This window comes from Marinicrinis sediminis (assembly GCF_042685085.1).
GTDB lineage: Bacteria > Bacillota > Bacilli > Paenibacillales > KCTC-33676 > Marinicrinis > Marinicrinis sediminis.
The window spans coordinates 41,850-67,588 of record NZ_JBHUMM010000002.1 but is presented as its reverse complement, the minus strand read 5'-3'; the positions used below and the strand labels follow the sequence as shown (position 1 = coordinate 67,588).

Here is a 25,739-nt window from a genome sequence, read left to right as displayed (position 1 = left end):
TTCGTTTGGTGGAATTTTGCAAACCGTTGTCCGGCATGATTTAATAGACAATAACGTCATTTAATAGAATGGGAATATGGGCAGGAGCAGAGAGGAATGTAAGCATGCAAACCGGATTGCGCAGACAGCTTGCCAGATTATACGGTTTTGGAAGACTAACCTGGAAGGGTGCACTCATTGGTAATCTAATCGTTGCCGAAACGATTTTGTTTCTGGCGGGCTATTATATTCAGACTGGGCTTGGCACGGCGCTGGATATCATCATTCTGATGATCGGGGCACATGCCGCTTCGGTCATCCTTTGGCGGACCAGCTACTGGTTGCTGAAATGGACACGACTGCCGCTGCCCTGGCATTTTTGGATTGGGAGTGCCCTGTCCGGCGTCACGATCTACATGGTGCTGGAGCAGTTTCATACCGGTAACCGGGCAGAGATCTTTTTTACGATCTATGGACTGGCATTCGGAACGTTCACAGGGGCAGCTTTCGCGCTGTATGCGGCGAGACCGAATTCGAACTGGAGCAAAGGGCTGGCTGCTGCTGCGGTCGTCTGGCTTGGCTTTAATGTTCTCTGGAGCGTGACGCCGGGTCATGATCTGTACCGCTATGAACAGCTGGAAAAACCACAGGCGCTGGACGATCTGCAAGCGCTGCCGCATCCAGCTGCGTACGGTGATCACGGTGTCCTGATTCGGACGTATGGCAGTGGTGATACACGACCACGGCCTGAATTCGGCAAGCAGGCCGACTATGTCACGGGGACGGTGGACGGAAGCAAGATCGTAAGCAAATGGAATTGGCTGCGTTCGCTGTACTGGGGTTTTGATGAGAAGGAGCTGCCTGTCAACGGCACCCTGTATTTGCCAGAGGGCGACGGACCTTTTCCGCTCGTGCTGATCGTGCACGGCAATCACAAAATGGAGGAATTTTCTGATCCCGGATACGTCTATCTGACCGAGATGCTGGCCAGCCGAGGTTTTGCGGCTGTGTCTGTGGATGAAAATTTCCTGAACGGCTCCTGGTCGAAAGGAATCAATGGAGACTACCGAATGAGAGCCATCATGTTGCTGGAGCATCTGAAATGGTTCGAGCAATGGAATGGGGACGCGCAGCATGAACTGTATGAGAAGATCGATATGGATCATATTTCTCTGATCGGTCATTCCAGAGGCGGTCAGGCCGTAGCGATGGCGGCGGTATATAACGAATTGAAGCAAGATCCGAAAGATGCAGATCAACAGTGGGACTATCACTTTTCTATCGATTCGGTCGTGGCCATTGCTCCGACGGATGCAGCTACCGGAGATCAGGCAGCGGTGGTGAAGGATGTGTCCTATCTGGTGATTCAGGGCGCCCATGACAGTGATGTTAACTGGTTCAGCGGTGATCGGCAATATGATCGTGTGAAGTTTACAACGGATGCGCCCTTTCATTTCAAATCGTCGTTATATGTGGAAGGGGCCAATCATGGTCAGTTCAATATGGTTTGGGGTGATACCGATCTGACCTTTCCACGAAGCCTGTTTATCAATCGCGGAGCCCTCATGTCCGGCGAGGAGCAGCGGGAGATTGCAAAGACATGGATCGGCGCATTTCTGGAGGTTACCCTGCGAGACCGCCTTGCGTATTTGCCGATGTTTCAGGATTACCGCCATGGGTTGTCCTGGCTGCCAGATCGCGTTTACGTGCAACGCTATGCCGATTCGCTCATGCGCTCCATATGTGATTTTGAGGAAGATGACAAACTAGGAACATGTGGCTATGGACGGGCTGCCATCGAAGCTCGGCATGTAACGGGTTGGAAGGAAGCGGAGCTGGAAAGTCGCAATGATTCCGGCAAACGCAGAAATGATGTGGTCTATCTGACCTGGCAGGCTGGCCAGGGTGGACAATATGTCATTGATCTGGAGCGATTGGACCAGGCAGATCCACTGCTCGCTTACGATGGTCTGACCTTTGATATTAGCAGAGTAACGGATGTGGTTCGTCCGGCTGTGCTGACGGAGGAAGATACAAGACCGCTGGCGATCGAGCTTGTCGCCGTGGACGGACAGGGAAATAAAGCCTCGCTCCAGTTCGAAGAGGGGATTGGGGTGCCTCCGGTGATACGTACGCCATTTATGAAGACCGAATGGCTGGACAAATGGGTGAAGAATGGCTATCTGGGGAATGATTCCGAAGAGGTGCTGCAGACGCTTCGATTTGACCGTCAGCAGTTTGAAAACCAGAATCCGGCGTTTGATTGGGATACGTTACAACAAATTATTTTCCAATTTCCTACGGAATATGGTGGACAGATTGCACTAGATCAAATCGGCTTCATCCGCACAAATAATGGGATAGATGGGCGATAAAAACAAACGTTTCATCGGTTTACTCACCTCAACTGAATTACGCGCGTCTCAACTTGTATTGCAATCTCTTTCGAAGACGTATAAACTAAATTAACGAAGAAGGTTAATCTATTGTCACTTTGTTAGATGATATGTAGAAGTAAATTTTTGAGGTGAGAATCTGTGCCAACTATTCATGAGTTAGCCAAGCAAAATAGACATCATATTGGAAAAGGTGTACGCATTAGTCGATTCAGACGTCCGAACAGCTGGAATGTACAGAACCGGGTGCTTATGTCTGTATTAATCGTTGAGAACATCAAACTCTCTGAACTTGCAAAAAAAATCGGTGTGTCACCACGAACGGTAGCCGCCTGGGTCTATGAAGGCAGAATGCCGAGTGAAGACAATCAGCGCAAGGTAGCGGAGCTCCTGGGACTTCCGGAGCATATCGTATTTGCTGAGCAGCAGGGGAATCCTGAGATCGAGATTCCGGAGGAAAGCAAGTTTATGTTCCGCGTGATCAAGAACTCTCCGGTTCACAATCGGATTTTGGCAGGCCTGCTGGCAGTGCATGACGTATCCGCTACGGATGTATGTCGATGGATTGAGATTAGTCCGGCCACGCTTCGCAAATACATCCATCAAGGGGCCAACCCGCATCCTGAAATTTTGAAGAAGCTGTCTGACTTTTTTCAGTTTCCACAATTTCTGTTATCCATTGAAACAGCGGCAAATCAAATGGATAGTTTGAAGGAAGCAGAAGGACAGTAACGTTTGTGTGTGGACAAGCATGACAGACAATCGCATAAGCAGAATGACAAAAAGGATCTTCTATCATGGTAGAAGGTCCTTTTTGCATGATACAGAACGCACATTCAGCCTGTCTGCTCGGCACCAAGGTCAAGGGCAGGAGTCAGAGACAAGCCTTTCGCACAAACGCCTGTTAGAAATGAAGAATTACCTGGAAGAAATGAAAGGGAAAAGGAACAATCGTCACGGACAAACGTTGTGGCAAATGCCAGAGACAAAAAAAATGAACAGGGAACCTCGTAGATCCGTCTATTTTTTATAGCGGATGTTGAATGGCAGGGGAAAAGGACGAAGAGTCTGCGTATACATATTCGGGAAGCAAGGATTTACAAGTCGGCCGAACGGCACATAAGAACGAGTACGGGATGAGAAGGAAAAATGGATAAAGAGATGAGGATGACCTGAATGAGGATATGGGTGCTGCTGTTCGTGGCTGTCATGATGATGGTGGCAGGCTGCGAAGGTCAGGGAGATGAGAAGCGGACACCGGTTGTGAAAGGAACGATCGATCACCGTGATGGCGATGACAGGGAAGACGAGGGGATGGGGGAGGAAGAAGGGCAACCTGTTCAATCATCGTTTCAGTTTACGTTCTGTGAAGAGGATCATTCTGCAACCCAGGGCGGTATGTTCAAGGAACAGGAGGGAAATCGGCCACAACTCGCTCCTCCGATGCCTGCCGATATGTTGGAAGGCATCCGTCAGATTAGTGCGAGAAAATGGGCAGATATGGCGGGCTACGGCTTCGAATTCGGAACTTCCTATGCACTGGATAAGGACGGCTCTGTCTATGTGTGGGGCATGCGGGGAGATCAGGAGCCAGTGAAGAATTTTGCCGACAAGGTGGCAGGGCTCCCCAAGGTGAAAGCACTAGATGGAGAATTTGCGCTCGATGATGAGGATCAGCTTTGGTACTTAAATGAGGGCGAGCCTTTTCCGATAACGGGTTTCGATGAAGTCAAGAGCTTCACCCAGGCTCTGCATGATCAGGTATATGTATTGAAACAGAATGGTTCCCTGTATGAGTGGAAGCCCGCTTATGGTGAGGATGGAGAACCGGTGTTTACTGACCCCCGTTTGATGAGATCGAATACAGGATTATCTCGCGTTGAGGCTGGTTATTTCCGATTGTATGGTCTGAAACAAAATCAGGAGATTGTGGTCATCTCGTACGATAGATATGCAGAGCATCCGGTTCCCGATTACCAGACCCTCTATCAGGCCCAAGACGTGCAAGAGCTACAGGCGGGCTTGTCTGACGAGGTGCTGATTATTCAGGATGAAGGGGATTGGCTGATACTGAACAGCTTATCGGGAAAAGTAGACAAAGTAGCGCTCGATGTGTTGGTGAACCTGTACGCCCATTCTGACTTTTTGGTGGCTGTAAAGGCAGACGGAACGGTATGGGCTTCTTCCTCCCATCACGCTCTGACAGGAGAACACCATCCACAACCAAGTGAACGGGCACGAGACGATTCGCACGAGGGTGAGGAGTCACGTGAGCCAGCGTTCGCTCAACTGCCGGGACTCGAACATATCGTGGAACTGGCACTCGGAACGGATCATGCCCTGGCACTGGATCAGCAAGGGCATGTATGGAGCTGGGGTTCCAACCAGTATGGACAGCTGGGAACGCACATTCAGCATGCGGAGCCATTCGTTTCACTGGGCCAATTTCCAGGGGAAGCGCACATGTTCGCGACAAGTGACTCGTTCCATCTGTTGTCGGCGGGGAAGGTATGGCAGCTGGATGAGAAAGGATTGTTCCAGCCCACATCGTTGCCTGCCGAGATCGATCAGATCGTTTCCCATGAGGCTTACTTGACGAAGGAGGGACAATTCATGTTGGCATCCCCTGCATGCAAGATGCTGCAGGGCACCGGGAGAATTAGTCAGGCCATTGATCTGTATCAGCACTGGCTGCTGGCACTCGAAGACGGAAATATGGTGGCGGTAGACAAATCCAATGCCAACCTTGTTCAACCCTTTGATCCAATCGAGATGACAACGGATAGGGAGTGGGCGGGAGCATGGAGAGAGGCCACCTCACATGTCATTCCACTTCTGCTTCATCCAGATGGTCACGTGTACGCGCCACAGGCACAGGATGCAAATACATGGCATTTTGAGGCATTGCCTGGTTTGGATCAGGTGGAGCAAATTACTGATTTTAAGGGCGCGTTTTATGATGGCGCTGGCCCGATTGCCAGAGCCAGAACGTCTGATCAGCAAGTGTATGAGATTTACATGGAGCAAGGGGCAGATTCAGATCCGCAAACCGGATCGAACGAGCCAACAGTCGAACAGGAAGAGGCCAGAACGTATGCGTACAAAGTGAAGAAACTGGCTGAGGATGTACAATGGATAACCGGTTATCTTCTGGTGGCTGGCGATGGTCAGGCCGAAATTGTCAGACCGTTTACCCGGACGACCAAGCAACTCGATCTTCCACCCCATTCCCGTTTGGAGACCCTATACAGTATGTATGCTTATCCGATAGAAGGGCCGGGAACCTCTTATTATATGCTGAAGGATTCGTCCGACACGTTGTGGATATACGGACAAATCCCTTTTCATAAGTGGAGAGAGGTACCTTCTCAGGTGAGAAGAGTGGAATCATTCTGACTTCCTGATTATATCTGGCCTATTCCATAGCAAACCGTTCAATTCGATGACTGGGATTCAGATCCGAGGGATACAGATCCCAATGTCGCATCGAACTGAACGGTTTTTTTGTGATCTGCTTGGACTTCTGGCTGAACCCTTTGACAGGATATTTACTAGCAGAGCATAAAACTGTACTGACCCTCCTTGTGACTTACCCTGCTGATTCGCACATATCTCCCATGTCTCGATATCTCAGGAAATGGCGTTGGCTTTAGCTTCGCGGTTCGCCCGGTAAGTTGGATGCGAGGAGACGCAACAGCAGGGAGGCTCTTTCTGCCAGACTGTGAATCAGGATATGTTCATGTACGGCGTGTGCCCCTGCGCCAGCAGCCCCGAGACCATCGACAACAGGTGTACCTGATCCAGCGGCATAATTGCCGTCACTCATGCCGCCAGAGCCTCTCTCCTGCAAGTGAAGCTGTTCCTCTGCCGCCAATTGTTGAATCCAGCGGAACAGGGCAGCAGATCTCTCTGTGCGTTCCATAGGCGGGGTGTAAATGGAGCCGGAGAGTTCGAGTTTCGCCTCTGGATGGATGGGCTTTAATTGCTGGAACAGACGGGTGATGCGTTCCCGTTCTGCTTGTGTGCTCACTCTCACATCAATGACCGCCTCTGCAGTCCCCGGTACGACATTGCTAGCTGTACCGCCTGTGATTAGCCCGACAGAGCAAGTGGTGCCTGCTTCATAGTCTGTCCAGCTCTGAATGGTCGGGATGTGACGCGACAGCTCTTCGATGGCGTTGACGCCTTGCTGGTGCTCATTGCCGGCGTGGGATTCCCTCCCCAGGACCTTCAGATAGAATTCGCCACCGCCCTTGCGGGATGTATTGATTTCTCCGTCTTCCGTGGAGGGTTCAAGCACGAGTACAGCTTGACATTGCGCGGCGATGTCCTGTATGGCTTCTCTGGAGCTTGGACTCCCCACTTCTTCATCTGTGTTCCAGAAGAAAACCAGCTTGTGAAGCAGAGGCAGCTGTTGCTCGATGATGGTTTTCAGCACAAAATAGGCGATAACAATCCCGTTTTTCATATCATAGACGCCAGGACCGTATAATTTGCCGTCTTTTTCGAGCAGGGGCTGCTGCTCGATGGTGCCCACTGGTTTGACCGTATCGAAATGCCCCAGACAAAGAATAGAATCCTCAGCGGTTCCATACTCTATAATGAGCTGATTTCCATAAATAGGCTGTTCCATTTTGCGAACGCGGCAACCAAGTTGCTCGAATTGAGCGGCGATGTAATCTCCAAGGGCATCGACACTTTGTTTGTCAGAGGTAGGGGTTTCAAATTCGGCATAGTGCTTCAGTTCAGCCGTCATTTCCGGCAGCATGTGTTCAAAATAGTCGGTCCAATTTGTGACAGTCATGTTACATCTCCTTTTGTGGATCGTATAAACATTCACGTTGTTGTATAAAACCTGTTTCAGCGAATCGAAATTTCTGATATAATGTGTAAATCTAAATTGACCTAAGGTTATTTATAATCTAAACGAAGGTCATTTACAACTAGAATTTGACCGAAGGAGACAGAAGAAGATGAAGAAAACCGTAACTGCATGGTCTGTACTGCTGATGCTCGTCGTGATCCTTGCTGCATGTGGAGGTTCCAACAACGCAGCGAATAACCATGCCGCGAATGACAACCAGGGGCAATCGTCCAGTTCCAATCAAGGGAATCAGGAGAACGAAGCACCGTCCATCACGTTGAAAATGGGTACATCCGCAGATTATCCCCCTTATGAAGATATTGATCTGGCAACAGATGAAATTGTCGGCTTTGATGTAGATATTGCCCACTATATCGGTGAGCAGCTCGGCTTTGAAGTAGAGATCGTTAATTCTGATTTTAAAGGGCTGATCGGTTCATTGCAAAGTGGACGCGTTGATTTTGTCATGGCTGGCATGACTCCGACGCCGGAGCGAGAAGAGAATGCAGATTTCTCTGACATGTATTTTGAAGCGAAGAACACGATTGTGTCCAAGGCGGAGACCGGATACAGCTCCCTGGAGGAATTGAAAGGAAAAGTCGTCGGCGTGCAGCTTGGATCTACCCAAGATGAAGCAGTGAGTAAAGTGGAAGGGATTGAGATTACACGCCTGAACAAAATCCCAGAGATTTTACAGCAAGTGAAGGTAGGCAGACTGGATGCGGCGATTATTGAAGATACCGTGATCAAGAAGTACGCCGCTCAAAATGATGATCTCGTGTATGAAGAAATCGCGGTGGAAGGTCTCAGCGGTTCTGCGATTGCTTTTCCAAAAGGTTCGGAGTGGACAGCCAAGTTCAATGAAGTGCTGAAGGATATGCAGGAGAATGGCAAGATGGATGAGCTGGTTGTGAAATGGTTTGAGAAATAAGCATTTGAGCAACAGGAAATAATCAGGAAACATAAGGGAACGAAGCGAAATGAATCTAGAGCAAATTAGAGAATACATTCCATTTATCCTCGAGGGGATTACGGTTACCCTGCAATATACATTTGCAGCAGCCATTGTCGGTTTTATTTGGGGCACCATTCTGGCCCTTTTCAAAATTTCGTCCATGAAGCCGCTGAAATGGTTTGCCGTGGCCTATACCTCCATATTTCGGGGTACGCCGCTCATCTTGCAGCTTATGATCGCCTATAACGCCATTCCGCAGTTGACGGGTTATCAGATCAGTCCTTTTCAGGCGGCACTATTGGCCTTTGGTCTGAACTCTGCGGCCTATATTTCCGAGACGATTCGTGCCGGAATTATGGCGATTGACAAGGGACAGATTGAGGCTGCGATGTCGCTTGGCATCCCGTATTCGCGCATGATGATCCATATTGTGCTGCCACAGGCCATGAAGAATATCTTGCCGGCACTGGTCAATGAGAGCATTGCGTTGCTGAAGGAATCGGCGCTCGTCTCGACCATCGGGGTGATGGACCTGCTGCGCAGAGCGGATTATGTCGGAGCGAAAACGTATTTATACTTTGAGCCGTATTTAATTGCGGGGATGATTTATTATGTATTGGTTATGGCATTGACAGGCGTAGCGAAGCTGCTGGAAAGGAGGCTGCGTCGCAGTGATTAAGGTTCAGAATTTGGTCAAGCATTACGGGAATCTGGAAGTGCTGAAGGGCATCTCTACTCAAATTAAGCGCGGTGAGGTGGTCTCAGTCATCGGACCTTCCGGTTCGGGAAAATCCACTTTCCTTCGCTGCATGAACTTGCTGGAAGTACCCACATCGGGCCAGATCTGGGTTCGAAATGATGAGATCACCTCCAAAAAAACGGATATCACGAAGGTGAGGCAGCATATCGGGATGGTATTCCAGCATTTTCATCTGTTCCCGCATATGACGGTGCTGGAGAATCTCACCTATGCCCCCATACGGGTAAAAGGGAAGACAAAAGCGACCGCTCAGCAGAAGGCTCGGGAGCTTCTGAAGAGAGTGGGACTGGCAGATAAGGAAGCCGCTTATCCCAACCGGTTGTCAGGCGGACAGAAACAGCGGGCAGCTATTGCACGTTCCCTGGCCATGGAACCGGAGATTATGCTGTTCGATGAGCCTACGTCGGCACTGGACCCAGAGATGGTGAAGGAAGTGCTGGATGTCATGAAGGGTTTGGCGACGACGGGCATGACGATGGTGGTCGTAACACATGAAATGGGCTTTGCGAAGGAAGTGGCGGATCGGATCTGTTTCCTGGATCAGGGGCAGTTAATCGAGGATGCGACGCCGGAGCAATTTTTCCACCAGCCGAGCACGGAACGGGCCAAACAGTTTCTGGAGAAAATTTTATAATTCGATTATATATATAGACGGAAAAGGGACGTGCGCCGAGGCATGTCCCTTTTTTTGATTATTCCCAGGCGAATTTATAGCCAGCGCCCCATACTGTTTTTATGTAACGATGCTCCGGGTCCATTTTTAAACGGATGTTTTTCAAATGAACGGTCACCGTGTTCAGGTCTCCGAATTCGTCCCCCCATATCGCTTCGTATATTTGTTCCCTGCTCAATACACGATGATGATGCTCAGCGAGGTAAGCAAGGATCTGGAATTCCTTTGTAGACAAAGGGATGAGGTTGCCGCTGATATGGACTTCCAACGTCTCCTTGTTGATTGTCAATTCTCCAAACTGAAGCACTTCGGTGCTCCGATGGGACTTGGCACGCATTTCTCTTCGCAAGTGAGATTTGACCCTGGCAACAATCTCGTCCAGATTAAAGGGTTTGGTAATATAGTCATCTGCGCCGAATTCCAGTCCGATGATTTTATCCACATGGCGATCCCGGGCACTCATGATGAGAATGGGAACAGACACCTGATCGCGAATTTGCTTGCAAATATCCAGCCCGCTCATATCCGGGAGCATAATATCAAGCAGGATGAGAGAAAGGTTCGGGTCTGTACATCGATGCAGCGCTTCTTTTCCATTGTCTGTGGAAATGATCTCGTAGCCTTCCCTTTTCAACGCACTTTTCAGCAGCGCCTGAGTAGCCTGATCATCATCGACGATCAGCAGTTTGTGATTCATGATCTTCCTCCCTTCCTGTCACTAACGAATGAACATGGAGTTAGTTTATCATATTTGTACGGCTTGCGGATGATGGGAAACGAACGAATCTTTATAAAACTTTATTTTTCCTTCACAATTTAATTAGGAAGTTTTGGTATAAATATCATAGTGACACCTTGGAACTTACATAATCGTTCAACTTTCATATAAGGATGATGCTGCAAACGAGCGAATCACCCACGGTCAAATGAAGAATATAAACCTTACGGACCTGTTTCCTCGTGCAAAAATGTGGTTAATGTTGGTAAAGATTATTTATTCAGTATGGTTTCATAGCTACGCTCTGTGTCTGCCCAAATGTGCATAAGCGCATTGTGAGCTTCAGAAAGGTGTAGGGCATGATCCGGAGAAGGCAAGGCACTGCACAGCTGTTCGATATATGCGGAGCAGGCAGCAAGCCGCAAGGCGCCAAAGTTGAGAGAGGCTCCCTTTAATTGATGGGCGATGCCAGCCATGTTTGATTCCTGGTCTTCAGGTGTCAAAAGCATCGACGACAGTGCACGGATTTGTTCACTGGATTGTGTCAGAAAAATGAGAAATAGTTCTGCTATTTCTACTTTCTCGTCATTTAGCATTTGTTTTATACGATGGATGCGTTCGGCATCTACTACGGGCGTGTTGAAGATGTTTGAATCAATCATCGTACAGCTCCTCGTCAAAAAAGATAGAAGTAGGGATGGAAGATGGAAAGAATACAACGATCATTACGTGATGTTGCTCCGTTGCTTGTTAAGGACGGTATCGGATTCTGGTTGAAAAAATTGCAAAAGCACGACCCGGACAGTTACCAGTTGGCCTGGTCCAGTGTCATGCTCGCAGATAAATTTCTGGATCATAGCGGTGACGAGACGATCGACCGGGAGCTGTTTTTACGCTCTCTGCTACTCAGAGATATCGGAAAATTGTGGCTGAATCAAGATCAAATGGAACGACAACGCAATCCCAGTGTCTTTTACGAATATGTTCAGCATCATCCAGAACGTTCGGTTCAATTGCTCGCCCAGTTTAATATGTTACATCTAGTAGATCCGGATGCGATCTTGTATCATCATGAGAATCTGGACGGGACAGGCTATCCGTTTGCTGTGGACTGGCAAGATATCACGTTCGAAGCCCGACTCATGCGCATCATGGATGCATTTTGCCGCAGTGTGCATGACTACCCTTCAGTATCGGGTCTGACCCATGCACTCGATGAGCTTTATATGTGGAGTGACGTTCAGTATGACAAGGATCTGGTTCAAATGTTTGGTGAATTTGTCCTGATTCACAAGGAGGAACTGACACAGAGCATGTTGAAGCATTGCAAGCTGGATGCCTTGCTCGTATAAGTTTCAATGTGTGTACCAGTATGCACGAAGATGCATTCGTCATCTTCTGAGCATGTTCCCCTGAACGCACGATGGTATCGACATCACGAAGCCGCCATACAGACTGGCGGCTTTTTTGAGTTCTTCTTTATTATGAGTGAAGCAGGATTCGACTTGTCAAGTTTATTTCCTGTCCATAACGCCATCATCTATTATCATTCTGCGCTGTAGAGGTATGAAGGAAGACCTGTTCCGATCATCTCGAGATGGGAATGGTTGCATAGAAAAGGGTGAGCGACAGATTGTCATCGAAGTCTGGGTGACAGGGTGAGGTATGGGAGTATCCTTCATGGTTCCGTTCTCTCGTAAGGAAGCTTCAGGAGAGATTGTGCGTGCTTACGAACTTCCTCTGCTTTCAATGGACCGCCATGTCCAACATGAAAATGCTCGTGACCGGATGCCAGCAACCGTTGCAATTCACGCGCAACCTGGTGCGGATTGTCTTCGAATGGGGGACGAATGGCATGTTTTTTTCGCATAATTCCACCTAGTAAGATACCCGAAGCGACGAGATCGCCGACAAAGGCCTCCTTCGAATCAAGCTCAACCGATATGGAACCGGATGTGTGACCGGGCGTTGGGGTCACTTGGCCTGGTATGCCGTACGACTCCAGGGAGAGGGGGGCTTTTCCAGAGACGATGACATCTGGTGCAAACCCAGTATAGGGGCGCGTAATAAAATTTCGGAGCAGAACGCGTCCCGCCCAACCTGTTGGACAAAAAGTCATCGGTGTCTCCTGACTGTAATGTTTCGCGTCTTTTTCATGAGCCAGTATGGGAGCTTGGGTCAACTCACGCAATCTGGCTGCGCTTCCAGCATGATCAATATGGGCGTGCGTCACGATAATGAGCTTGATGTCACGAAAGGTCAATCCTTCTCTTTTCAGAATTCGCTGCACCTTTTCTTCTGATCCAGGCACCCCTGTATCCATCAGGACACAGCCATCCGGTCCAATCAGCAAGTGACTGTTGACCATATGCATCGGCAGAATTGGAATGCGAATGATTTTGACGGGGGTTTTCATAGGAATCTCTCCTTTTGCAAATAAAATAAAACCGAACGGTTCGGTTTTATTTTAGCAGTCTTTTTACGAAATGACAATGCCGATGGTACAATGATCGTGAGAATGATGTGGACAGGAGGTTGATCACGATGCGAAAAGGCGAGAAAACACGCCAACTGATTATTGCCAAATCGGCAGAATTATTTAATTTGAAAGGATACGCCGGGTCATCCATTCAGGATATTATGGAGGTTACTGGTCTAAGTAAGGGTGCGATTTACCGATCCTTTTCCGGAAAAGACGAAATCGCCACTGAAGCTTTTGCTTATGGAGGGCGTTTGCTGATGGACAAGTTCGAAGAAGCAGTCCGGGACGCGGAAACGGCCATCGATAAGGTTGTGGCGGTGTGTGAAGTGCATGGAGATCCGGTTCACAATTCGTTGATTGACGGGGGATGCCCGTTGTTGAATACAGCTGTTGAGGCAGATGACGGGTATCCTCCGTTAAGGGAAAGTGCCATTGCAGCACATGGAATATTTGTTTCTTTCATCGAGAATCTGTTACGTGATGGGGTCAAGACTGGAGAGCTCCAGGCGGAGTTGGATGCTGCGGATTTGGCTTCCTTTGTCGTGTCCTCCCTGGAAGGTGGCGTCATGTCGAGCAGGCTTACCCGGGACAACAGACACGTCCGCATCATCATCAAGCAGATCAAGTTGGTCTTGTCTGCTTATGAAATCAGAAAATAGACAGGCTGTTGTCAGCCTGTCCGTTGCAGTTCTCATCAAAATTTCCATTGCTTGACTGGATGAAGAGTACACAAGCCATTAGGCCTTATCTGTGAGTTCGTTACAATTTGCGGACTGCGAACCAGAGTTCAATATAATTCAGGTCGTTTTTTGTTCCGTTCATTTCGAATACGATCCCGTCCACCTGCTCGTAGCCGGCCGTAGGCAGCCATTCCGTGTAAAACGTTTTATTCGGCTTTCTATGCTCGTACTCGACTTTCCAACAATAAGGAAGAGGCCCGTTCTATTCCGAGCTACTTACAGGCTTCGGATATGTTGACCTCTCCTCGGATAGAATGCCATCCAGGCGATGACGGCTCGTGGTTCCACCTCCTTTCGATCTCCTTGTACTTTTTTAGAATGTCTATTTGCTGCTTCAAAAGCGATTCTCGGCTTTCATCATCTCGAATTCTGAAGCGTACGCTGGTCATTTTAAATAGCTGTACTGTTTCCCCACTGGCTGCTTTAGTTGCTTTAACTCACCGTTGTACCATCTCAACCAGGTCTTAATCTGTGTCTTATTTTTTATGACCAGCTGTTCCATGATCTCCTTCACCGGGACACTCGCCAACCTCATTTCAATCGCCTTCATCTTTGTTTCCACTGGATAACTCACTCTAGTTGCCAATGCCAAAACACCTTCAAGAAAAGACTTCCATATCGTATGATATGGAAGTCTTTTCTTGAAGGTGTTTTGATTTGTCTCACGTTATGGGGTCAGTTCGTTTGAATCACGGTGATGTAAATTATTTTTTATTATAGAGGGTATGATTTTTTATATGGGGAAATGGATGAAATAAAATAATATAGCTATTATCAGTAATTTTACTTGAGTAAGAAGTTAAAATTTAGTATTATTTAGATGTAATCACCTAAATCATTGAAATGAAAGGAGGTAAGTGGAAAAAATAGAGTACTAGGTGAAATTATTTGGAGGTGCACATAGTTGAACACAAGAATATTTTTGCCCAAATTTAGCAAAGTTTATTTATCTATTTTTCTAGCGTTAACACTAGCACTACCGACATCGGTGTATGGAGTGGGAAGTGGTGATAACCCTTCTTTAATTAATGATATACCTACGGAGAAACAACAAAAGGCACTTCAAGAAAAAATGCAATTAGTTAAACAATATGAAAAAGAACGAAAAACTCAATTTTCTAATGATAACAAATTGAATACTTTGTCCTCTTCAGTAAAAACCCTCTCTGTTCCAAGTTTTGAACAGGAGACTTATTATTGGTGTGGTCCAGCTACAGTAAAACAAGTTCTCGATTCTATCAATGGTTCTTCAAATTCACAATCTTATTATGCGAATGAGTTAGGGACTACAACTTCTGGAACTGTATTTTCTCTAGTTGATGACATTTTAAATGATCATCAAACCGATACAACATATGTTTATACAGATTTTCAATCGAATGAGTATAATACTTGGGAATCTATTATGATGGCAGCAGTTGATCTATTTTATGTTCCTGCTGTATTAGATTTAAAGATTACACCTTCTAACATGCCTCTTTATACTTCTAATGTCGCTGGACATATATTAAATAACTCAGGATATGATATTTCAGATTCAAATAATAAAAAAATAAGGCTAACTGATCCATTTGATCAAGGTGGTCGTGGTGTAACAATTGGGAATGTATGGCATCCGATGGAAGGAGTGTGGAATGCTAACCAAGCGCATTTCCGTAAGGCAGTAATCTATTAAAAGTAACAATCACAAAAAGGAGGGTGTCCCTCCTTTTTGTGATGAAAGGATGACAACTAGATGGAGAAGAAAGTAGTTATTTATTTTGCTTCAGTTATCTTCATTATTTTTAGCTTGGTTATAATATTGATGATTTTTCAGAATGAAAAAGAAATTAAGTCTAAAGCTCCTAGTAATTCAATAATTTCCAATAACATTGATAGAGAAACTAGTTATACAAATAATCTGTATGAAATCGATAAATATAATGTAGTTCACTCAGACTTCACTTCTACATTTGTTGCACCGAGCTACATTGATGAAGAGTTAATTGCATTTGAATATGATAAAAGTGAACAATTTAAAAGTTACATTGCTACTGTTTCAAAAAAAAATCAAGAATACATGCGAATTTATTCTACTGATGAAGGAAAGATAATCAATTCAATGGTGGGGATAGATGGTACACTGTATTGGGTTGAAAATGATCGAGACATACATCATGATTTTAATTGGTATATTAAATCCATAGATTTAAACACAAAAGAAGTAAAAATTTTAAGGAGGGGGAAACTCGCAGATCAAATATTACCACCGGTACTTAGAATATATAACAATCGTATCACTTGGATAGAAAAAACATTAGTGAATAATAAAGTCTACAGTACTGCAATTTTATATGATGCAATTGAAAATTCATTTTCAGAAATAGCAAAAGTTAGATTAGACGAAAGTACTAATAGGGAAGGGAAGTTTATGATAATTCAAAGACCTATTAAAGATGGAATGATCATTCAACAATCTGTATTTAATATTCTGGATGAGGAATCCCAAAAATCACTGGAGATTGTATACTATCCATATGACAAAACGAAGTCTGTTTTATTAGGAGAAGGAGAAAAAGTAGTTGATTTTACAGCTAATAAAGATTGGTTTGTCTGGAGTGAATTCGGACAAATCAACATAGTAGATAGGAAAACTGGAGAGATAAAATATACTTATAAAGGTAAAGACAAAGACTTTACATTCGATTCACTGTTCATTATTAATGAAACTCTTTACTTTAGATATTCAATGCATCAGATTTTACAAATGAATTTACAAACCGGTGATGTAAAAGAAGTAACAAATTCAAGAATTATAACTTCGAAAATATTCAATTCTAATAAATATTTAGGTTTTTCGTATATGGATGCTAAAGAGAGTAAAGGTGAAGTTGAATTTATGATTTTATCTCAATAATATTGCTCACGGTATCATGCATTTTGTATTATTTTAAATGTGAGTATAGAAATCCAAGTCTAAATCAGTATGTCATCTCATCTATTTACATTTTTTATTAAAACATATATTTGATTAATATTCCCATAAAGTGTGTGAAAGTTTTGTATTAAGCGTTACGCCAAATTACGAACCGCGTAGCTTTATTAATACCTCAAAGGAAATTAAATTACTTGATTTTTGATATATAAAGTTTAATTGAAAAATATTACTTATTGTTGTAACTGAACTAGGAATCCCTAAATATAATTAACCAATCCCACTAGTAACCTGATGGTTGCTAATGGGGTTGGTTAATCAAGAGCAATTAAGAGAAGTAATACTAATGTCCGTCCTACATCATTATTAGACTTTCTCCGTTTGTTGATTATTTCAATTAGTTAGCTTCTATAAATTTACTGAGGTACTTTATTAATGTCTCACGTGACTCTAAACCCACTTTCCTTCTCCCGTTGCCACGGGATTGTCACGATAAGAGATCCAATCGCTCCAACTACCCGCATAGAGTTTCACGTTGGGAAACCCGGCTGATTGCAGGGCGATGACATTAGGACAGGCTGTTACGCCGGAACCGCAGTATACGATGATCGTGGAGGCAGCATCGATATCCGAGAACAATTCGCGCAGCTCTTGTTCGGACTTCCAGGTTCCATCCTCTTTCAGTACCTCTTTCCAGAAGAAATTTCTCGCGCCTGGAATATGTCCAGCAACCGGATCGATCGGTTCCTGTTTTCCTGCGAATCGAATCGCTTCCCTGGAATCGATTAGTACCGTATGAGCTTGGTTCAACTGCTCCCGTACTTCTTCCATACTGACCAGCATATCGGGTTGCAACTGTGCGGCATATGATCCAGGTATGGCCACAGGCGCCGGATCTTGCGTGACCGGATAACCCGTATTTTGCCATGCTGTAAAACCCTGCTCCATGACATAGACATGTTCATGACCCACATATTTCAGCAGCCACCAAAGCCGGGAAGCCATCGCACCGCCTTGATCATCGTACGCAATAACGCGTGAATCAGAACGAATCCCTCTCTTGCCAAGCTCATCAATGAATGCTTCCATGTTCGGGAGGGGATGGCGACCTCCATGTTTTAGAACCGGAGATGACAAGTCCTGCTCCAAATCCATGTATATGGCGCGAGGCAGATGTGAAGCTTCATACGCCTCTTTGCCTGCCTGCGAATTTCCAAGCTGGAAACGGCAATCTACAATGATGATATCGTTCTCGTACAAACGGGCCAGCAGCCACTTCATCGTAACGGTTGAATTCATTTTTATTTTCTCCTTCCTCTCCTAAAAACGTCCTACTCTTCACATTATAGGATCCTGTCATTCTTCGCAAACGGAAAAACGCTTGGTGGATATCATGAAAAAGAATTGAATCCATGTTTCGTAAATAAAAGTGAATCATTGTAAATTTACATTTATTCTTTTCCTTGTTACATGAAGTTAATGAAATTAAAATATCATTTTTACGAACATTTGTTTGTATTTATGAATAGGTTGGTTTATATTATAATGAGAATCACATCAAGCGACTTCATCAATTTTACATATGAGGTGAAGGAGAATGGAAGATTTAAAAGACCTTTTACGTACGGTATTGAAGGATGAGCTCGATCCCTTCAAGCAAGAGATCCGACAAGACATCTCTGGATTAAACAAGCGGATGGACGGGATGGATAAGAAGTTCGACAACATGACCGAGCAAATGGATCTTATGAACCAGCGGATGGACGGGATGGATGAGAAGTTCGTGGGCATCAATCATCGTTTGGATGGCATGGATGAAAAGTTCGTGGGCATTAATCAACGTCTGGATGGCATGGATGAAAAGTTTGTGGACATCAATCATCGCTTGGATGGGATGGATGAGAAATTCGACAACATGAATGTGCGGATGGAAGGCATGGATGAGAAGATTGACAACATGAAACAGCACATGGATGACAGGTTCGATCATGTACACACACAGCTAGACCGGATTGAACACAATCAAAATGAAGACGTGATGGGTATGATGAAGCTTGTGTATAGCAAAGTTTCAGAGCAGTCCGCAAAAGGAGAACAACTGGACTACCGGGTTGATGTGTTGAACCAACGGTTATTCAAGGTAGAGACCGATGTTCGCAAGCTGATGAATCCGTAAAAGTTGGATCTGCATCTTTCTTTGGTATCTATGTATCCGATCATAACACGTAGCCTGCTTCTGAACCGAGGCGGGCTTTTATGATGTGCAAGATTCGTTTCCTGAAAGGATTGTGGCAGGAATCCATACTCACATATCTGCAACAAAAAGGAGGCAAGAAACCTGCATGGACAATTTAAGACAGCTGAAGCAAGTGCTGCAAGAGAGTGTTCAAATCGTCTTTTTTGGCGGTGCCGGCACTTCTACAGAGAGCGGAATTCCGGATTTTCGATCAGCAGACGGTCTTTATTCCAATCAGACAAATCGTCTTCAATCCCCGGAGGATATTTTGAGTCGTTCTTTTTTTCTGAAGGAGCCAGAAGCATTCTATACTTTCTATAAATCTAACATGATCCACGTGGAAGCAAAGCCCAATGCCGCTCATCTTGCATTAGCGAAACTGGAGCAGCAAGGACGCTTGCAAACCGTCATTACGCAAAATATTGATGGCTTGCACCAACTAGCCGGCAGTCGAAAGGTTCTCGAGCTGCATGGTTCTGTCCATCGCAATCATTGTGTGAAGTGTAAAAAGGCCTATCCCATTCAAGAAGTGATTCATTCTGCACAAATGGTTCCGACCTGTGAGACATGTGGAGGCATCATTAAGCCCGATGTTGTACTCTATGAGGAAAATCTCGATCAGCAAGTGATGGAACAGGCGATCTCATCCATATCAAAAGCCGAGGTGCTCATCGTGGCTGGCACTTCGCTCACCGTGTATCCGGCTGCGGGCATGATCCGGTATTTCCAAGGACATACGCTCGTTCTCATCAACAAGGAAAAGACGTCATTTGACGAACAGGCTGATCTGGTCATCCATGAACGTGTAGGCCAGGTCCTGTCTGAAGCGATGAAAAATTAACCCATTAGGTATGGCAGTGGGGGACAGATCAGGAAGGTTCTCCAGCCCATGAGCAGACAGCTCCGCAAAAGCTGGAGGGTTTGCCCCCTGTCATCGAGATCGATTGTGGACTGAATTATTGCATGGCTTATTCAGAGAATAACAAACTCTATACCTGGGGCGATAATCAATGGGGTCAGTTGGGAGACGGTACTTTCGAATCTCGATCCAAACCGGTAGAAATACGAATCCCTGATCAACCCGCGGACTGATTGCTGCATACCCATCTACAGGTTACGATATCTTCTCTTCTCTTTTAATTTTCAAACTGACCCCGCCCCCTTCCGAAGATGGGGAGAACGGGGTCAGCTCTGTTTATGAATGAGCTCGTAAGCGTTCACGATGGATTTGGCAATGTCCATCATTTTTTTTCGTTCATTCATCGCTTGTTTGCGAAGCAGTTGGTAAGCTTCGCTTTCTGAGCAATTTTTCAGTTCAATGAGAATCCCTTTTGCCTGATCGACCCATTTGCGTTCCTGAAATTTATACATTAACTCATCACGCTCGGTGCGCAGCTGCTGCTCCCTAAAAAAGTTTTCCCTCGTCATCTGCATAGAGAACCGCAGGTGGTTCAGACTCATTTCACTCGTCAGCATACCGTGTACATACAAGTCCGGCAATCGGTTGGATTCGTATTCATCGCACCACCAGCATATGGGCAATGGAGATGGACAGGGTTGTTCCTGTAACCAGTTCAACAGTTCATTCAAGTTACCTTGAAAGATACACATTTCAGCTGCATGCTGCCACGAATGCAATGAATCGGAAGGATCCAGAATATGAATTCGTTGGACGCTGTGCTTCACAGCATCTGGAATAAATGCATCGCATTCCGATGGTACCCAGAGCAGCTTTTTCATCATTCGCATCACCTACTTTATTTTCCATTCTTTTTAGTTTGCTTTCTCTCTTTTTTACTCGCTTCTTCTGCTTTTGATGCACCTTCTTTCACTTGTCTTTCCTCACTGATTTAATCTTCATGTAAGTAAACCTTACTCAAACTGGAATTTTATTTCTTTTTAACAGTATATCTTGATTGATTGACATTGGAAAGAGGAATTTTGAAAGAATTTATGTTAGTAATATTGACATAAGAGGTGTCCCACAACTATAATACAAATATGGATGACCAGTACAATCAAGCAAATAGCAAATTTCATCGATCCGTACAAAGGCGTACGTTCGATCTGCAGGCAATGAAGCCTATCCTGATTACGAGGATGGGCTTTTTCTGTTTGGTTGACAAGAAAATTAGAGATCTTGGATTGAGGTGTGGGCATGAGAGAACAATTGGTACTCATCGGAAATGGGATGGCTGGTATGAGATGTCTGGAGCATCTGGTCAAGCTGGCACCACACAAATATGAAATCACGGTGTATGGCAAAGAGCCTCATCCGAACTACAACCGTATCATGTTGTCGTCGGTGCTGGCTGGTGAAGCCGAACTGAAGGATATTGTCATTCAGGATCGGAATTGGTATGACTCGAATGAAATCAGGCTGCATACGAGTACAGAAGTCGTGGCCGTACATCCACTTGAGAAACAATTGGAACTCCAGGACGGTTCGAGGAAAGACTTTGACAAACTGATTATGGCAACCGGTTCAGATCCATTCATCCTTCCACTCCCTGGAGTAGAACTGGAAGGAGTTCTGACCTTTCGGGATATTTCCGATTGCGAGGCGATGGTCGCAGCTGCCAAGCAGTACAAGAAAGCGACCGTCATCGGGGGAGGATTGCTGGGGCTGGAGGCAGCGAGAGGTCTGCTGCAGCTCGGTATGGAAGTTCAGGTCGTTCACTTGCATCATTATTTGATGGAGAGACAGCTGGATGAACCGGCTGCCAAGCTGCTGCAAAAGGAACTTGAAGAGCAAGGGATGGACTTCCTGCTGCAAAAGCAAACCAAGCGCATGATCGGAACGGATCGTGTAGAGGGACTTGAGTTTGTGGACGGCTCGCGTATTTCGACCGATCTGGTCGTGATGGCCGTCGGTATCAGGCCCAATACAGGGCTGGCGATAAGCGCGGGGATCGAGGTAAACCGAGGCATTGTAGTCAATGACTGGCTGCAGACGAGTCAACCACATATGTATGCGCTTGGAGAGTGTGCCGAACATCGCGGGGCCACGTATGGTCTGGTAGCGCCGTTATATGAACAGGGAGAAGTGTTGGCGAAACGGTTGGCAGGGGTCGATACGAAGCCTTATGAGGGATCGGTCGTTTCGACCAAATTGAAAGTGTCCGGAATTCATGTCTTTTCCGCTGGACGATTTGCCGATCAACCGGATTCGAAGTCTCTGCGCATACAGGACGATATGGCCGGCATTTACAAAAAAGTCGTCTTCGAGAACGGGAAAGTGGTGGGCGCCGTGCTTTATGGCGATACATCCGACAGTACCCGCTTGTTCAGCTTGATTCGCAAACGGGAAGAGGTAGCCGGGCGTGAACGGGAGATATTGTTTGGAGAGAGCGTAAATTCCGGGAATGCAGGCGATATGCAGGATCAAGTGGCGATGATGGAACTGGATGAGATCGTCTGTGGCTGTAATGGCGTTAGCAAAGGCCGGATCTTGCAAGCGGTACAGGAGGAAGGTTGCAAGTCGGTTGGCGATATCAAGTCATGCACCAAAGCCTCGGCTTCCTGTGGAGGCTGCCAACCCCTGGTGGAGCAGTTGATGGCCATGGCACTCGGGCAGGATCAGATGGAGACAGTGCCGGAAGGTATATGTGGATGTACCGTGCATACGAGAGAAGAAATCGTGGATGCCATACGCGCCATGGAGCTGATGTCCACCCGGGAAGTCATGCATGTGATGGGGTGGAAGGAGCCTGAGGGATGTTCCAAGTGCAGGCCGGCGCTCAATTACTATCTGGGCATGATCTGGCCAGGGATTTATCAGGATGAGGGTGAGTCACGTTTTGTAAATGAACGGAACCATGCCAACATTCAAAAGGACGGGACGTATTCGGTAGTCCCGCGCATATACGGTGGGGTCACTTCGCCGAGCGAATTGAAACGGATTGCCGAAATTGCAGAGAAATATGCGGTTCCCATGGTCAAAATTACGGGCGGGCAGCGCATTGATCTGCTCGGCGTACAAAAAGAAAATTTGCCGGCGATGTGGAGTGATCTCGACATGCCATCCGGTTATGCCTATGGGAAGGCGCTCCGGACCGTCAAAACCTGTGTCGGCTCCACCTTTTGCCGTTTCGGGACGCAGGATGCGATTCAGATGGGCATTGAATTGGAAAAGAAGTATGAGCGTCTGTATACACCGGCAAAAGTGAAGATGGCCGTTTCCGGCTGCCCACGCAATTGTGCGGAAGCGACAATCAAGGATTTCGGGATCGTGGCGATAGATGGAGGATGGGAGATATATGTTGCTGGTAATGGCGGGGTCAAGGTCAGGGTGTCTGAACTGCTGACCAAGGTGAAAAGTGGAGAGGAAGTCATGGAATGGTGTGGCGCCTTTTTGCAATATTACCGGGAACAGGCTCGTTACGGTGAGCGGACCGCCCACTGGATCGAACGTGTAGGACTGGATGCGATTCGCGAGGTATTGTCGGATCAGGCGACGAGGACCGTCCTTGTGGAACGAATTGAGCATACGTTAAGTCACACAGTAGATCCCTGGAAGGAAATGATCGAAAGCAAGGAAAAGGCACAGACCTTTATGCCACAGGTCCATTCCGTTGCCAAAACCGAGGAGGGGATAAGATGATAAAGGTCATCGTAGGCAAACTGGAGCAGTTGCAGGAACGCAGAGCTGTCATCGTGCGGGCAGAAGGAGAGGAGATTGCGGTATTCAAGTGTAGCGATGGCAGTTTGTTTGCTATTGAAAACCGTTGTCCGCACAAGCATGGGAAGTTGTCAGAGGGAATGGTATGCGGGCAGGTTGTCTATTGTCCGTTGCATGATTGGCGCATAGATCTTGCACACGGTCAGGCCCTCGCGCCAGATAAAGGGTGTGTCAGAACGTACCCGGTGGAAGTGGATGAAGGTAGCGGAGAGGTCGTCGTTTTCATCCAGCCTGTTACCCGGGAAGCCTCGTAGTGGACGAAGGAAGCTGGTGAACAAAGCTGGCGAAGAAATAGGCAGGCAAGACTGGCGATTAAACAGCCAACATACAGACATGTCAGGACACGAGGAAGAAGGTGATCGGTCGTGGGAAGTACAGAAAAGGAGAAGATCATTGCGATAGCAGGCCAGCGGCGTTTTCCGGAAATGGCAAAGCTTGTAGAGCGGCATGGGGGAAAGGCGGTTCACCGCTCCTGTCAGGGTTCTCTGCTCTTGCAGCCTGAAATCATGCAGAAGCAAATGGATGAGCTGCAAGAAATGTCCCTGGACTGGTTTTTGTTTACGACTGGGGTCGGAACCGAAGCGATGTTATCGGCCATCACACGCGAACAATCTTGGTGGCTCTGGAGAAGAAAGCTGGAGGCATGCAGACTGGCGGCCAGAGGCTACAAGACCTGGAACGTGCTGCAACAGTATGGTATTCACCATTTCTTGAAGGATACGGAAGGGACGACCTTCAGTCTGATGAAGGCACTGGAGGGTGTGGATTTCAGAGGGGCCACGGTTGCCATTCAACTTTATGGGGATCGTGCAGAGCAGTTGATCGAATGGTTGCTGGAAGAGGGAGCTCGCGTTGTAGAATTTTTTCCTTACCGTTATACTCCGCCAGACCCCGAGGTTGTCCAGCAGCTTGTCATGGAGATTGCAGAGCGAAAAATAGCTGCTGTTGCCTTTACCAGCGCTCCCCAAGTCCATAATCTGATGCAGAGTGCGGAACGGCTTGGCTGCAAGCAGGCGGTGATGGAGGCTTTTCATCAGGAAGTGGTCGCCGCAGCCGTTGGCAAGTTGACCGCTGAGGCCATTTTTCGTCATCAGATTGAACGCTGTATCTTTCCGCAGCATGAACGAATGGGCGCGATGCTGGTGTCTCTGGCCAAAAGCCTGTCGGTTCAGCCGCGAACTTCACTGTCCGCTTCATCATCTCTGCCGCCATCTGTCATTTAGCCATTTGCTTTCTGAATGAAACCCAAAGTAAGGGAAATGAAGAAAGTGACGGGAAGAAGAGAGCGGTGGAATAGAAGAGAGGGCGGGCAATATAGCAAGTAGTGAGTGGTAAGTGGTGAATGGAAAGCGTGCAGGATAAAAAGAAGTTGCGGGATATATAGATAGAGCAGAGATATAGAAAAGAAGAGCAGATATAAAAAAGTACAGGTAATAGATCTGGCAGCATATACAGATAGTCTGGAATGGAGGAAAAAGGAGAAGATACACCCGAACCGGAACGCAAATCAGGGATACGTGCACAGGCAACGGACAGGTAAAGGGGGGATCGCGATGATGGCAGGAGTGGGGAAAGTGTATCTGACAGGTGCCGGACCTGGTGATCCAAAACTGATTACGGTTCGCGGTATGGAGACGATTCAACTGGCAGATGTGCTCATTTATGACCGACTGGTTTCCGAGCATCTGCTCAAGCTCGCGCCTGCCAATACGGAGAAGATTTTTGTGGGCAAGGAGCCTGGCTGTCATCACAAGAAACAGGAAGAAATTCAAGCACTTCTCGTCGAGAAAGCCATGCAGGGCAAGCTGGTTACCAGGCTGAAGGGCGGGGACCCCTTCATATTTGGAAGAGGAGGGGAGGAGGCTGTCTATTTGCAGCAAGTCGGCATTCCATTTGAAGTGGTACCTGGTATCAGTTCTTTTTCGGCCGTTCCTGCTTATGCGGGAATCCCGATTACACACCGACACAAGGCGGCTTCGTTTACGGTCATTCCCGGCCACCATTGCGAGGAGAATGCCTTGCAGATCGACTGGGAAGCCAGCTGTCAGTCTGATACACTCGTCATTTTAATGGGGATGAGACGGTTTGACTGGATTCATCAGCAACTGATGGCCTACAAACCGCCATCTACTCCGATCGCCCTCATTCAACAGGGGACGACGGTGGAGCAGCGCGTTGTCGAGGGGGATTTGGGGACGATTATGGATCGTCTGGCTGCGCAACCTTTGCAAAATCCGGTGGTCATCGTTGTGGGTGAGGTGGTTCGACTGCGACAGGAGATGCTGTGGTACAAATGACGGAAAGGAAGAGATGACAGGAAGATTGAGGACTGGGAAGGCAG

General features: G+C 46.8%; 23 protein-coding genes and 1 pseudogene. 17 read left to right on the top strand and 7 right to left on the bottom strand.

Going from position 1 to position 25,739, the window contains the following annotated elements:
• The first annotated feature begins 104 nt into the window (after positions 1 to 104).
• The 3 genes from ACFSUC_RS01925 to ACFSUC_RS01915 all read left to right on the top strand — a co-directional run bounded on the left by ACFSUC_RS01925 (position 105) and on the right by ACFSUC_RS01915 (position 5,771).
• A complete protein-coding gene (locus ACFSUC_RS01925) occupies positions 105 to 2,354 on the top strand; it encodes a hypothetical protein (protein WP_379927743.1) in 2,250 nt (749 codons plus the stop codon).
• A 162-nt stretch (positions 2,355 to 2,516) separates the two neighbouring features.
• On the top strand, positions 2,517 to 3,107 hold the full coding sequence (locus ACFSUC_RS01920; RefSeq protein ID WP_379927742.1) for a helix-turn-helix domain-containing protein: 591 nt from the start codon (positions 2,517 to 2,519) through the stop codon (positions 3,105 to 3,107).
• Positions 3,108 to 3,551: 444 nt separating this feature from the next.
• On the top strand, positions 3,552 to 5,771 hold the full coding sequence (locus ACFSUC_RS01915; protein WP_379927741.1) for a hypothetical protein: 2,220 nt from the start codon (positions 3,552 to 3,554) through the stop codon (positions 5,769 to 5,771).
• 253 nt (positions 5,772 to 6,024) lie between these two features.
• On the opposite strand, the gene ACFSUC_RS01910 is transcribed toward ACFSUC_RS01915, so the two are convergent.
• Positions 6,025 to 7,179, bottom strand: coding sequence for a M20 family metallopeptidase (locus tag ACFSUC_RS01910; protein ID WP_379927740.1), 1,155 nt, complete (start codon positions 7,177 to 7,179; stop codon positions 6,025 to 6,027).
• A 169-nt stretch (positions 7,180 to 7,348) separates the two neighbouring features.
• Here ACFSUC_RS01910 and ACFSUC_RS01905 point away from each other — a divergent pair, with 169 nt between their 5' ends.
• From ACFSUC_RS01905 to ACFSUC_RS01895, 3 genes are read left to right on the top strand one after another with little or no spacing between them, the layout of a single operon-like run.
• The gene (locus ACFSUC_RS01905; protein ID WP_379927739.1) at positions 7,349 to 8,170 is read left to right on the top strand and encodes a transporter substrate-binding domain-containing protein; all 822 of its coding nucleotides are present in this window, start codon (positions 7,349 to 7,351) and stop codon (positions 8,168 to 8,170) included.
• A 49-nt stretch (positions 8,171 to 8,219) separates the two neighbouring features.
• On the top strand, positions 8,220 to 8,873 hold the full coding sequence (locus tag ACFSUC_RS01900; RefSeq protein ID WP_379927738.1) for an amino acid ABC transporter permease: 654 nt from the start codon (positions 8,220 to 8,222) through the stop codon (positions 8,871 to 8,873).
• Entirely contained in the window at positions 8,866 to 9,588 is a 723-nt protein-coding gene (locus ACFSUC_RS01895; protein WP_379927737.1) for an amino acid ABC transporter ATP-binding protein, read from the top strand. The genes ACFSUC_RS01900 and ACFSUC_RS01895 overlap by 8 nt, the downstream gene beginning before the upstream one ends.
• A gap of 58 nt (positions 9,589 to 9,646) precedes the next feature.
• On the opposite strand, the gene ACFSUC_RS01890 is transcribed toward ACFSUC_RS01895, so the two are convergent.
• Complete coding sequence (locus ACFSUC_RS01890; RefSeq protein WP_379927735.1) at positions 9,647 to 10,324, bottom strand: response regulator transcription factor; 678 nt, start codon at positions 10,322 to 10,324, stop codon at positions 9,647 to 9,649.
• A gap of 293 nt (positions 10,325 to 10,617) precedes the next feature.
• Positions 10,618 to 11,007 carry an Hpt domain-containing protein gene (locus ACFSUC_RS01885; RefSeq protein WP_379927733.1) on the bottom strand — a complete coding sequence of 130 codons (390 nt, stop codon included), beginning with the start codon at positions 11,005 to 11,007 and terminating at the stop codon, positions 10,618 to 10,620.
• A 42-nt stretch (positions 11,008 to 11,049) separates the two neighbouring features.
• Between ACFSUC_RS01885 and ACFSUC_RS01880 the strand changes: the two genes are divergently transcribed.
• A complete protein-coding gene (locus tag ACFSUC_RS01880) occupies positions 11,050 to 11,697 on the top strand; it encodes an HD-GYP domain-containing protein (protein ID WP_379927731.1) in 648 nt (215 codons plus the stop codon).
• 326 nt (positions 11,698 to 12,023) lie between these two features.
• Here the strand turns inward: ACFSUC_RS01880 and ACFSUC_RS01875 are convergent, their stop codons facing one another.
• Positions 12,024 to 12,761 carry an MBL fold metallo-hydrolase gene (locus ACFSUC_RS01875; protein ID WP_379927729.1) on the bottom strand — a complete coding sequence of 246 codons (738 nt, stop codon included), beginning with the start codon at positions 12,759 to 12,761 and terminating at the stop codon, positions 12,024 to 12,026.
• Between the two features lie 128 nt (positions 12,762 to 12,889).
• On the opposite strand from ACFSUC_RS01875, the gene ACFSUC_RS01870 reads away from it, so the two are divergent.
• Positions 12,890 to 13,486: a TetR/AcrR family transcriptional regulator gene (locus ACFSUC_RS01870; protein WP_379927727.1), complete on the top strand. Its 597-nt coding sequence runs from the start codon at positions 12,890 to 12,892 to the stop codon at positions 13,484 to 13,486.
• 382 nt (positions 13,487 to 13,868) lie between these two features.
• Here the strand turns inward: ACFSUC_RS01870 and ACFSUC_RS01865 are convergent.
• Positions 13,869 to 14,153, bottom strand: a pseudogene (locus ACFSUC_RS01865) (IS3 family transposase); the annotation flags it as partial.
• Positions 14,154 to 14,471: 318 nt separating this feature from the next.
• On the opposite strand from ACFSUC_RS01865, the gene ACFSUC_RS01860 reads away from it, so the two are divergent.
• Positions 14,472 to 15,242 carry a C39 family peptidase gene (locus tag ACFSUC_RS01860; RefSeq protein WP_379927725.1) on the top strand — a complete coding sequence of 257 codons (771 nt, stop codon included), beginning with the start codon at positions 14,472 to 14,474 and terminating at the stop codon, positions 15,240 to 15,242.
• A 60-nt stretch (positions 15,243 to 15,302) separates the two neighbouring features.
• Positions 15,303 to 16,463: a hypothetical protein gene (locus tag ACFSUC_RS01855; RefSeq protein WP_379927724.1), complete on the top strand. Its 1,161-nt coding sequence runs from the start codon at positions 15,303 to 15,305 to the stop codon at positions 16,461 to 16,463.
• A 468-nt stretch (positions 16,464 to 16,931) separates the two neighbouring features.
• Here ACFSUC_RS01855 and ACFSUC_RS01850 read toward each other — a convergent pair whose 3' ends face one another.
• Positions 16,932 to 17,780, bottom strand: coding sequence for a sulfurtransferase (locus tag ACFSUC_RS01850; RefSeq protein WP_379927723.1), 849 nt, complete (start codon positions 17,778 to 17,780; stop codon positions 16,932 to 16,934).
• A gap of 298 nt (positions 17,781 to 18,078) precedes the next feature.
• Here ACFSUC_RS01850 and ACFSUC_RS01845 point away from each other — a divergent pair, with 298 nt between their 5' ends.
• The 3 genes from ACFSUC_RS01845 (at position 18,079) to ACFSUC_RS01835 (ending at position 19,809) form a co-directional block, all read left to right on the top strand.
• Positions 18,079 to 18,657 carry a hypothetical protein gene (locus ACFSUC_RS01845; protein ID WP_379927721.1) on the top strand — a complete coding sequence of 193 codons (579 nt, stop codon included), beginning with the start codon at positions 18,079 to 18,081 and terminating at the stop codon, positions 18,655 to 18,657.
• 166 nt (positions 18,658 to 18,823) lie between these two features.
• Positions 18,824 to 19,558: an NAD-dependent protein deacylase gene (locus tag ACFSUC_RS01840; protein WP_379927720.1), complete on the top strand. Its 735-nt coding sequence runs from the start codon at positions 18,824 to 18,826 to the stop codon at positions 19,556 to 19,558.
• Between the two features lie 80 nt (positions 19,559 to 19,638).
• On the top strand, positions 19,639 to 19,809 hold the full coding sequence (locus ACFSUC_RS01835) for a hypothetical protein (RefSeq protein WP_379927719.1): 171 nt from the start codon (positions 19,639 to 19,641) through the stop codon (positions 19,807 to 19,809).
• A 93-nt stretch (positions 19,810 to 19,902) separates the two neighbouring features.
• Here the strand turns inward: ACFSUC_RS01835 and ACFSUC_RS01830 are convergent, their stop codons facing one another.
• Positions 19,903 to 20,457, bottom strand: a complete 555-nt coding sequence (locus ACFSUC_RS01830) for an ANTAR domain-containing response regulator (protein ID WP_379927717.1) — start codon at positions 20,455 to 20,457, stop codon at positions 19,903 to 19,905.
• 418 nt (positions 20,458 to 20,875) lie between these two features.
• Here ACFSUC_RS01830 and nirB point away from each other — a divergent pair, with 418 nt between their 5' ends.
• The 4 genes from nirB to cobA all read left to right on the top strand — a co-directional run bounded on the left by nirB (position 20,876) and on the right by cobA (position 25,695).
• Entirely contained in the window at positions 20,876 to 23,320 is a 2,445-nt protein-coding gene (gene nirB / locus ACFSUC_RS01825; protein WP_379927715.1) for a nitrite reductase large subunit NirB, read from the top strand.
• A complete protein-coding gene (gene nirD, locus ACFSUC_RS01820; RefSeq protein ID WP_379927713.1) occupies positions 23,317 to 23,652 on the top strand; it encodes a nitrite reductase small subunit NirD in 336 nt (111 codons plus the stop codon). The genes nirB and nirD overlap by 4 nt, the downstream gene beginning before the upstream one ends.
• Before the next feature lie 111 nt (positions 23,653 to 23,763).
• The gene (locus ACFSUC_RS01815) at positions 23,764 to 24,621 is read left to right on the top strand and encodes a uroporphyrinogen-III synthase (protein WP_379927711.1); all 858 of its coding nucleotides are present in this window, start codon (positions 23,764 to 23,766) and stop codon (positions 24,619 to 24,621) included.
• A 342-nt stretch (positions 24,622 to 24,963) separates the two neighbouring features.
• Entirely contained in the window at positions 24,964 to 25,695 is a 732-nt protein-coding gene (cobA, locus tag ACFSUC_RS01810; RefSeq protein WP_379927960.1) for a uroporphyrinogen-III C-methyltransferase, read from the top strand.
• Positions 25,696 to 25,739: the final 44 nt, after the last annotated feature.

Excerpts from the sequence above, each read along its gene's own strand:
- ACFSUC_RS01850 (WP_379927723.1), bottom strand. The coding sequence starts at position 17,780 with ATGAATTCAACCGTTACGATGAAGTGGCTGCTGGCCCGTTTGTACGAG.
- ACFSUC_RS01900 (WP_379927738.1), top strand. The coding sequence starts at position 8,220 with ATGAATCTAGAGCAAATTAGAGAATACATTCCATTTATCCTCGAGGGG.
- nirB (WP_379927715.1), top strand. The coding sequence starts at position 20,876 with ATGAGAGAACAATTGGTACTCATCGGAAATGGGATGGCTGGTATGAGA.
- ACFSUC_RS01840 (WP_379927720.1), top strand. The coding sequence starts at position 18,824 with ATGGACAATTTAAGACAGCTGAAGCAAGTGCTGCAAGAGAGTGTTCAA.
- ACFSUC_RS01845 (WP_379927721.1), top strand. The coding sequence starts at position 18,079 with ATGGAAGATTTAAAAGACCTTTTACGTACGGTATTGAAGGATGAGCTC.
- ACFSUC_RS01915 (WP_379927741.1), top strand. The coding sequence starts at position 3,552 with ATGAGGATATGGGTGCTGCTGTTCGTGGCTGTCATGATGATGGTGGCA.
- ACFSUC_RS01925 (WP_379927743.1), top strand. The coding sequence starts at position 105 with ATGCAAACCGGATTGCGCAGACAGCTTGCCAGATTATACGGTTTTGGA.
- ACFSUC_RS01905 (WP_379927739.1), top strand. The coding sequence starts at position 7,349 with ATGAAGAAAACCGTAACTGCATGGTCTGTACTGCTGATGCTCGTCGTG.
- ACFSUC_RS01885 (WP_379927733.1), bottom strand. The coding sequence starts at position 11,007 with ATGATTGATTCAAACATCTTCAACACGCCCGTAGTAGATGCCGAACGC.
- ACFSUC_RS01910 (WP_379927740.1), bottom strand. The coding sequence starts at position 7,179 with ATGACTGTCACAAATTGGACCGACTATTTTGAACACATGCTGCCGGAA.
- ACFSUC_RS01880 (WP_379927731.1), top strand. The coding sequence starts at position 11,050 with ATGGAAAGAATACAACGATCATTACGTGATGTTGCTCCGTTGCTTGTT.
- ACFSUC_RS01830 (WP_379927717.1), bottom strand. The coding sequence starts at position 20,457 with ATGAAAAAGCTGCTCTGGGTACCATCGGAATGCGATGCATTTATTCCA.
- ACFSUC_RS01890 (WP_379927735.1), bottom strand. The coding sequence starts at position 10,324 with ATGAATCACAAACTGCTGATCGTCGATGATGATCAGGCTACTCAGGCG.
- ACFSUC_RS01855 (WP_379927724.1), top strand. The coding sequence starts at position 15,303 with ATGGAGAAGAAAGTAGTTATTTATTTTGCTTCAGTTATCTTCATTATT.
- ACFSUC_RS01875 (WP_379927729.1), bottom strand. The coding sequence starts at position 12,761 with ATGAAAACCCCCGTCAAAATCATTCGCATTCCAATTCTGCCGATGCAT.
- nirD (WP_379927713.1), top strand. The coding sequence starts at position 23,317 with ATGATAAAGGTCATCGTAGGCAAACTGGAGCAGTTGCAGGAACGCAGA.
- ACFSUC_RS01870 (WP_379927727.1), top strand. The coding sequence starts at position 12,890 with ATGCGAAAAGGCGAGAAAACACGCCAACTGATTATTGCCAAATCGGCA.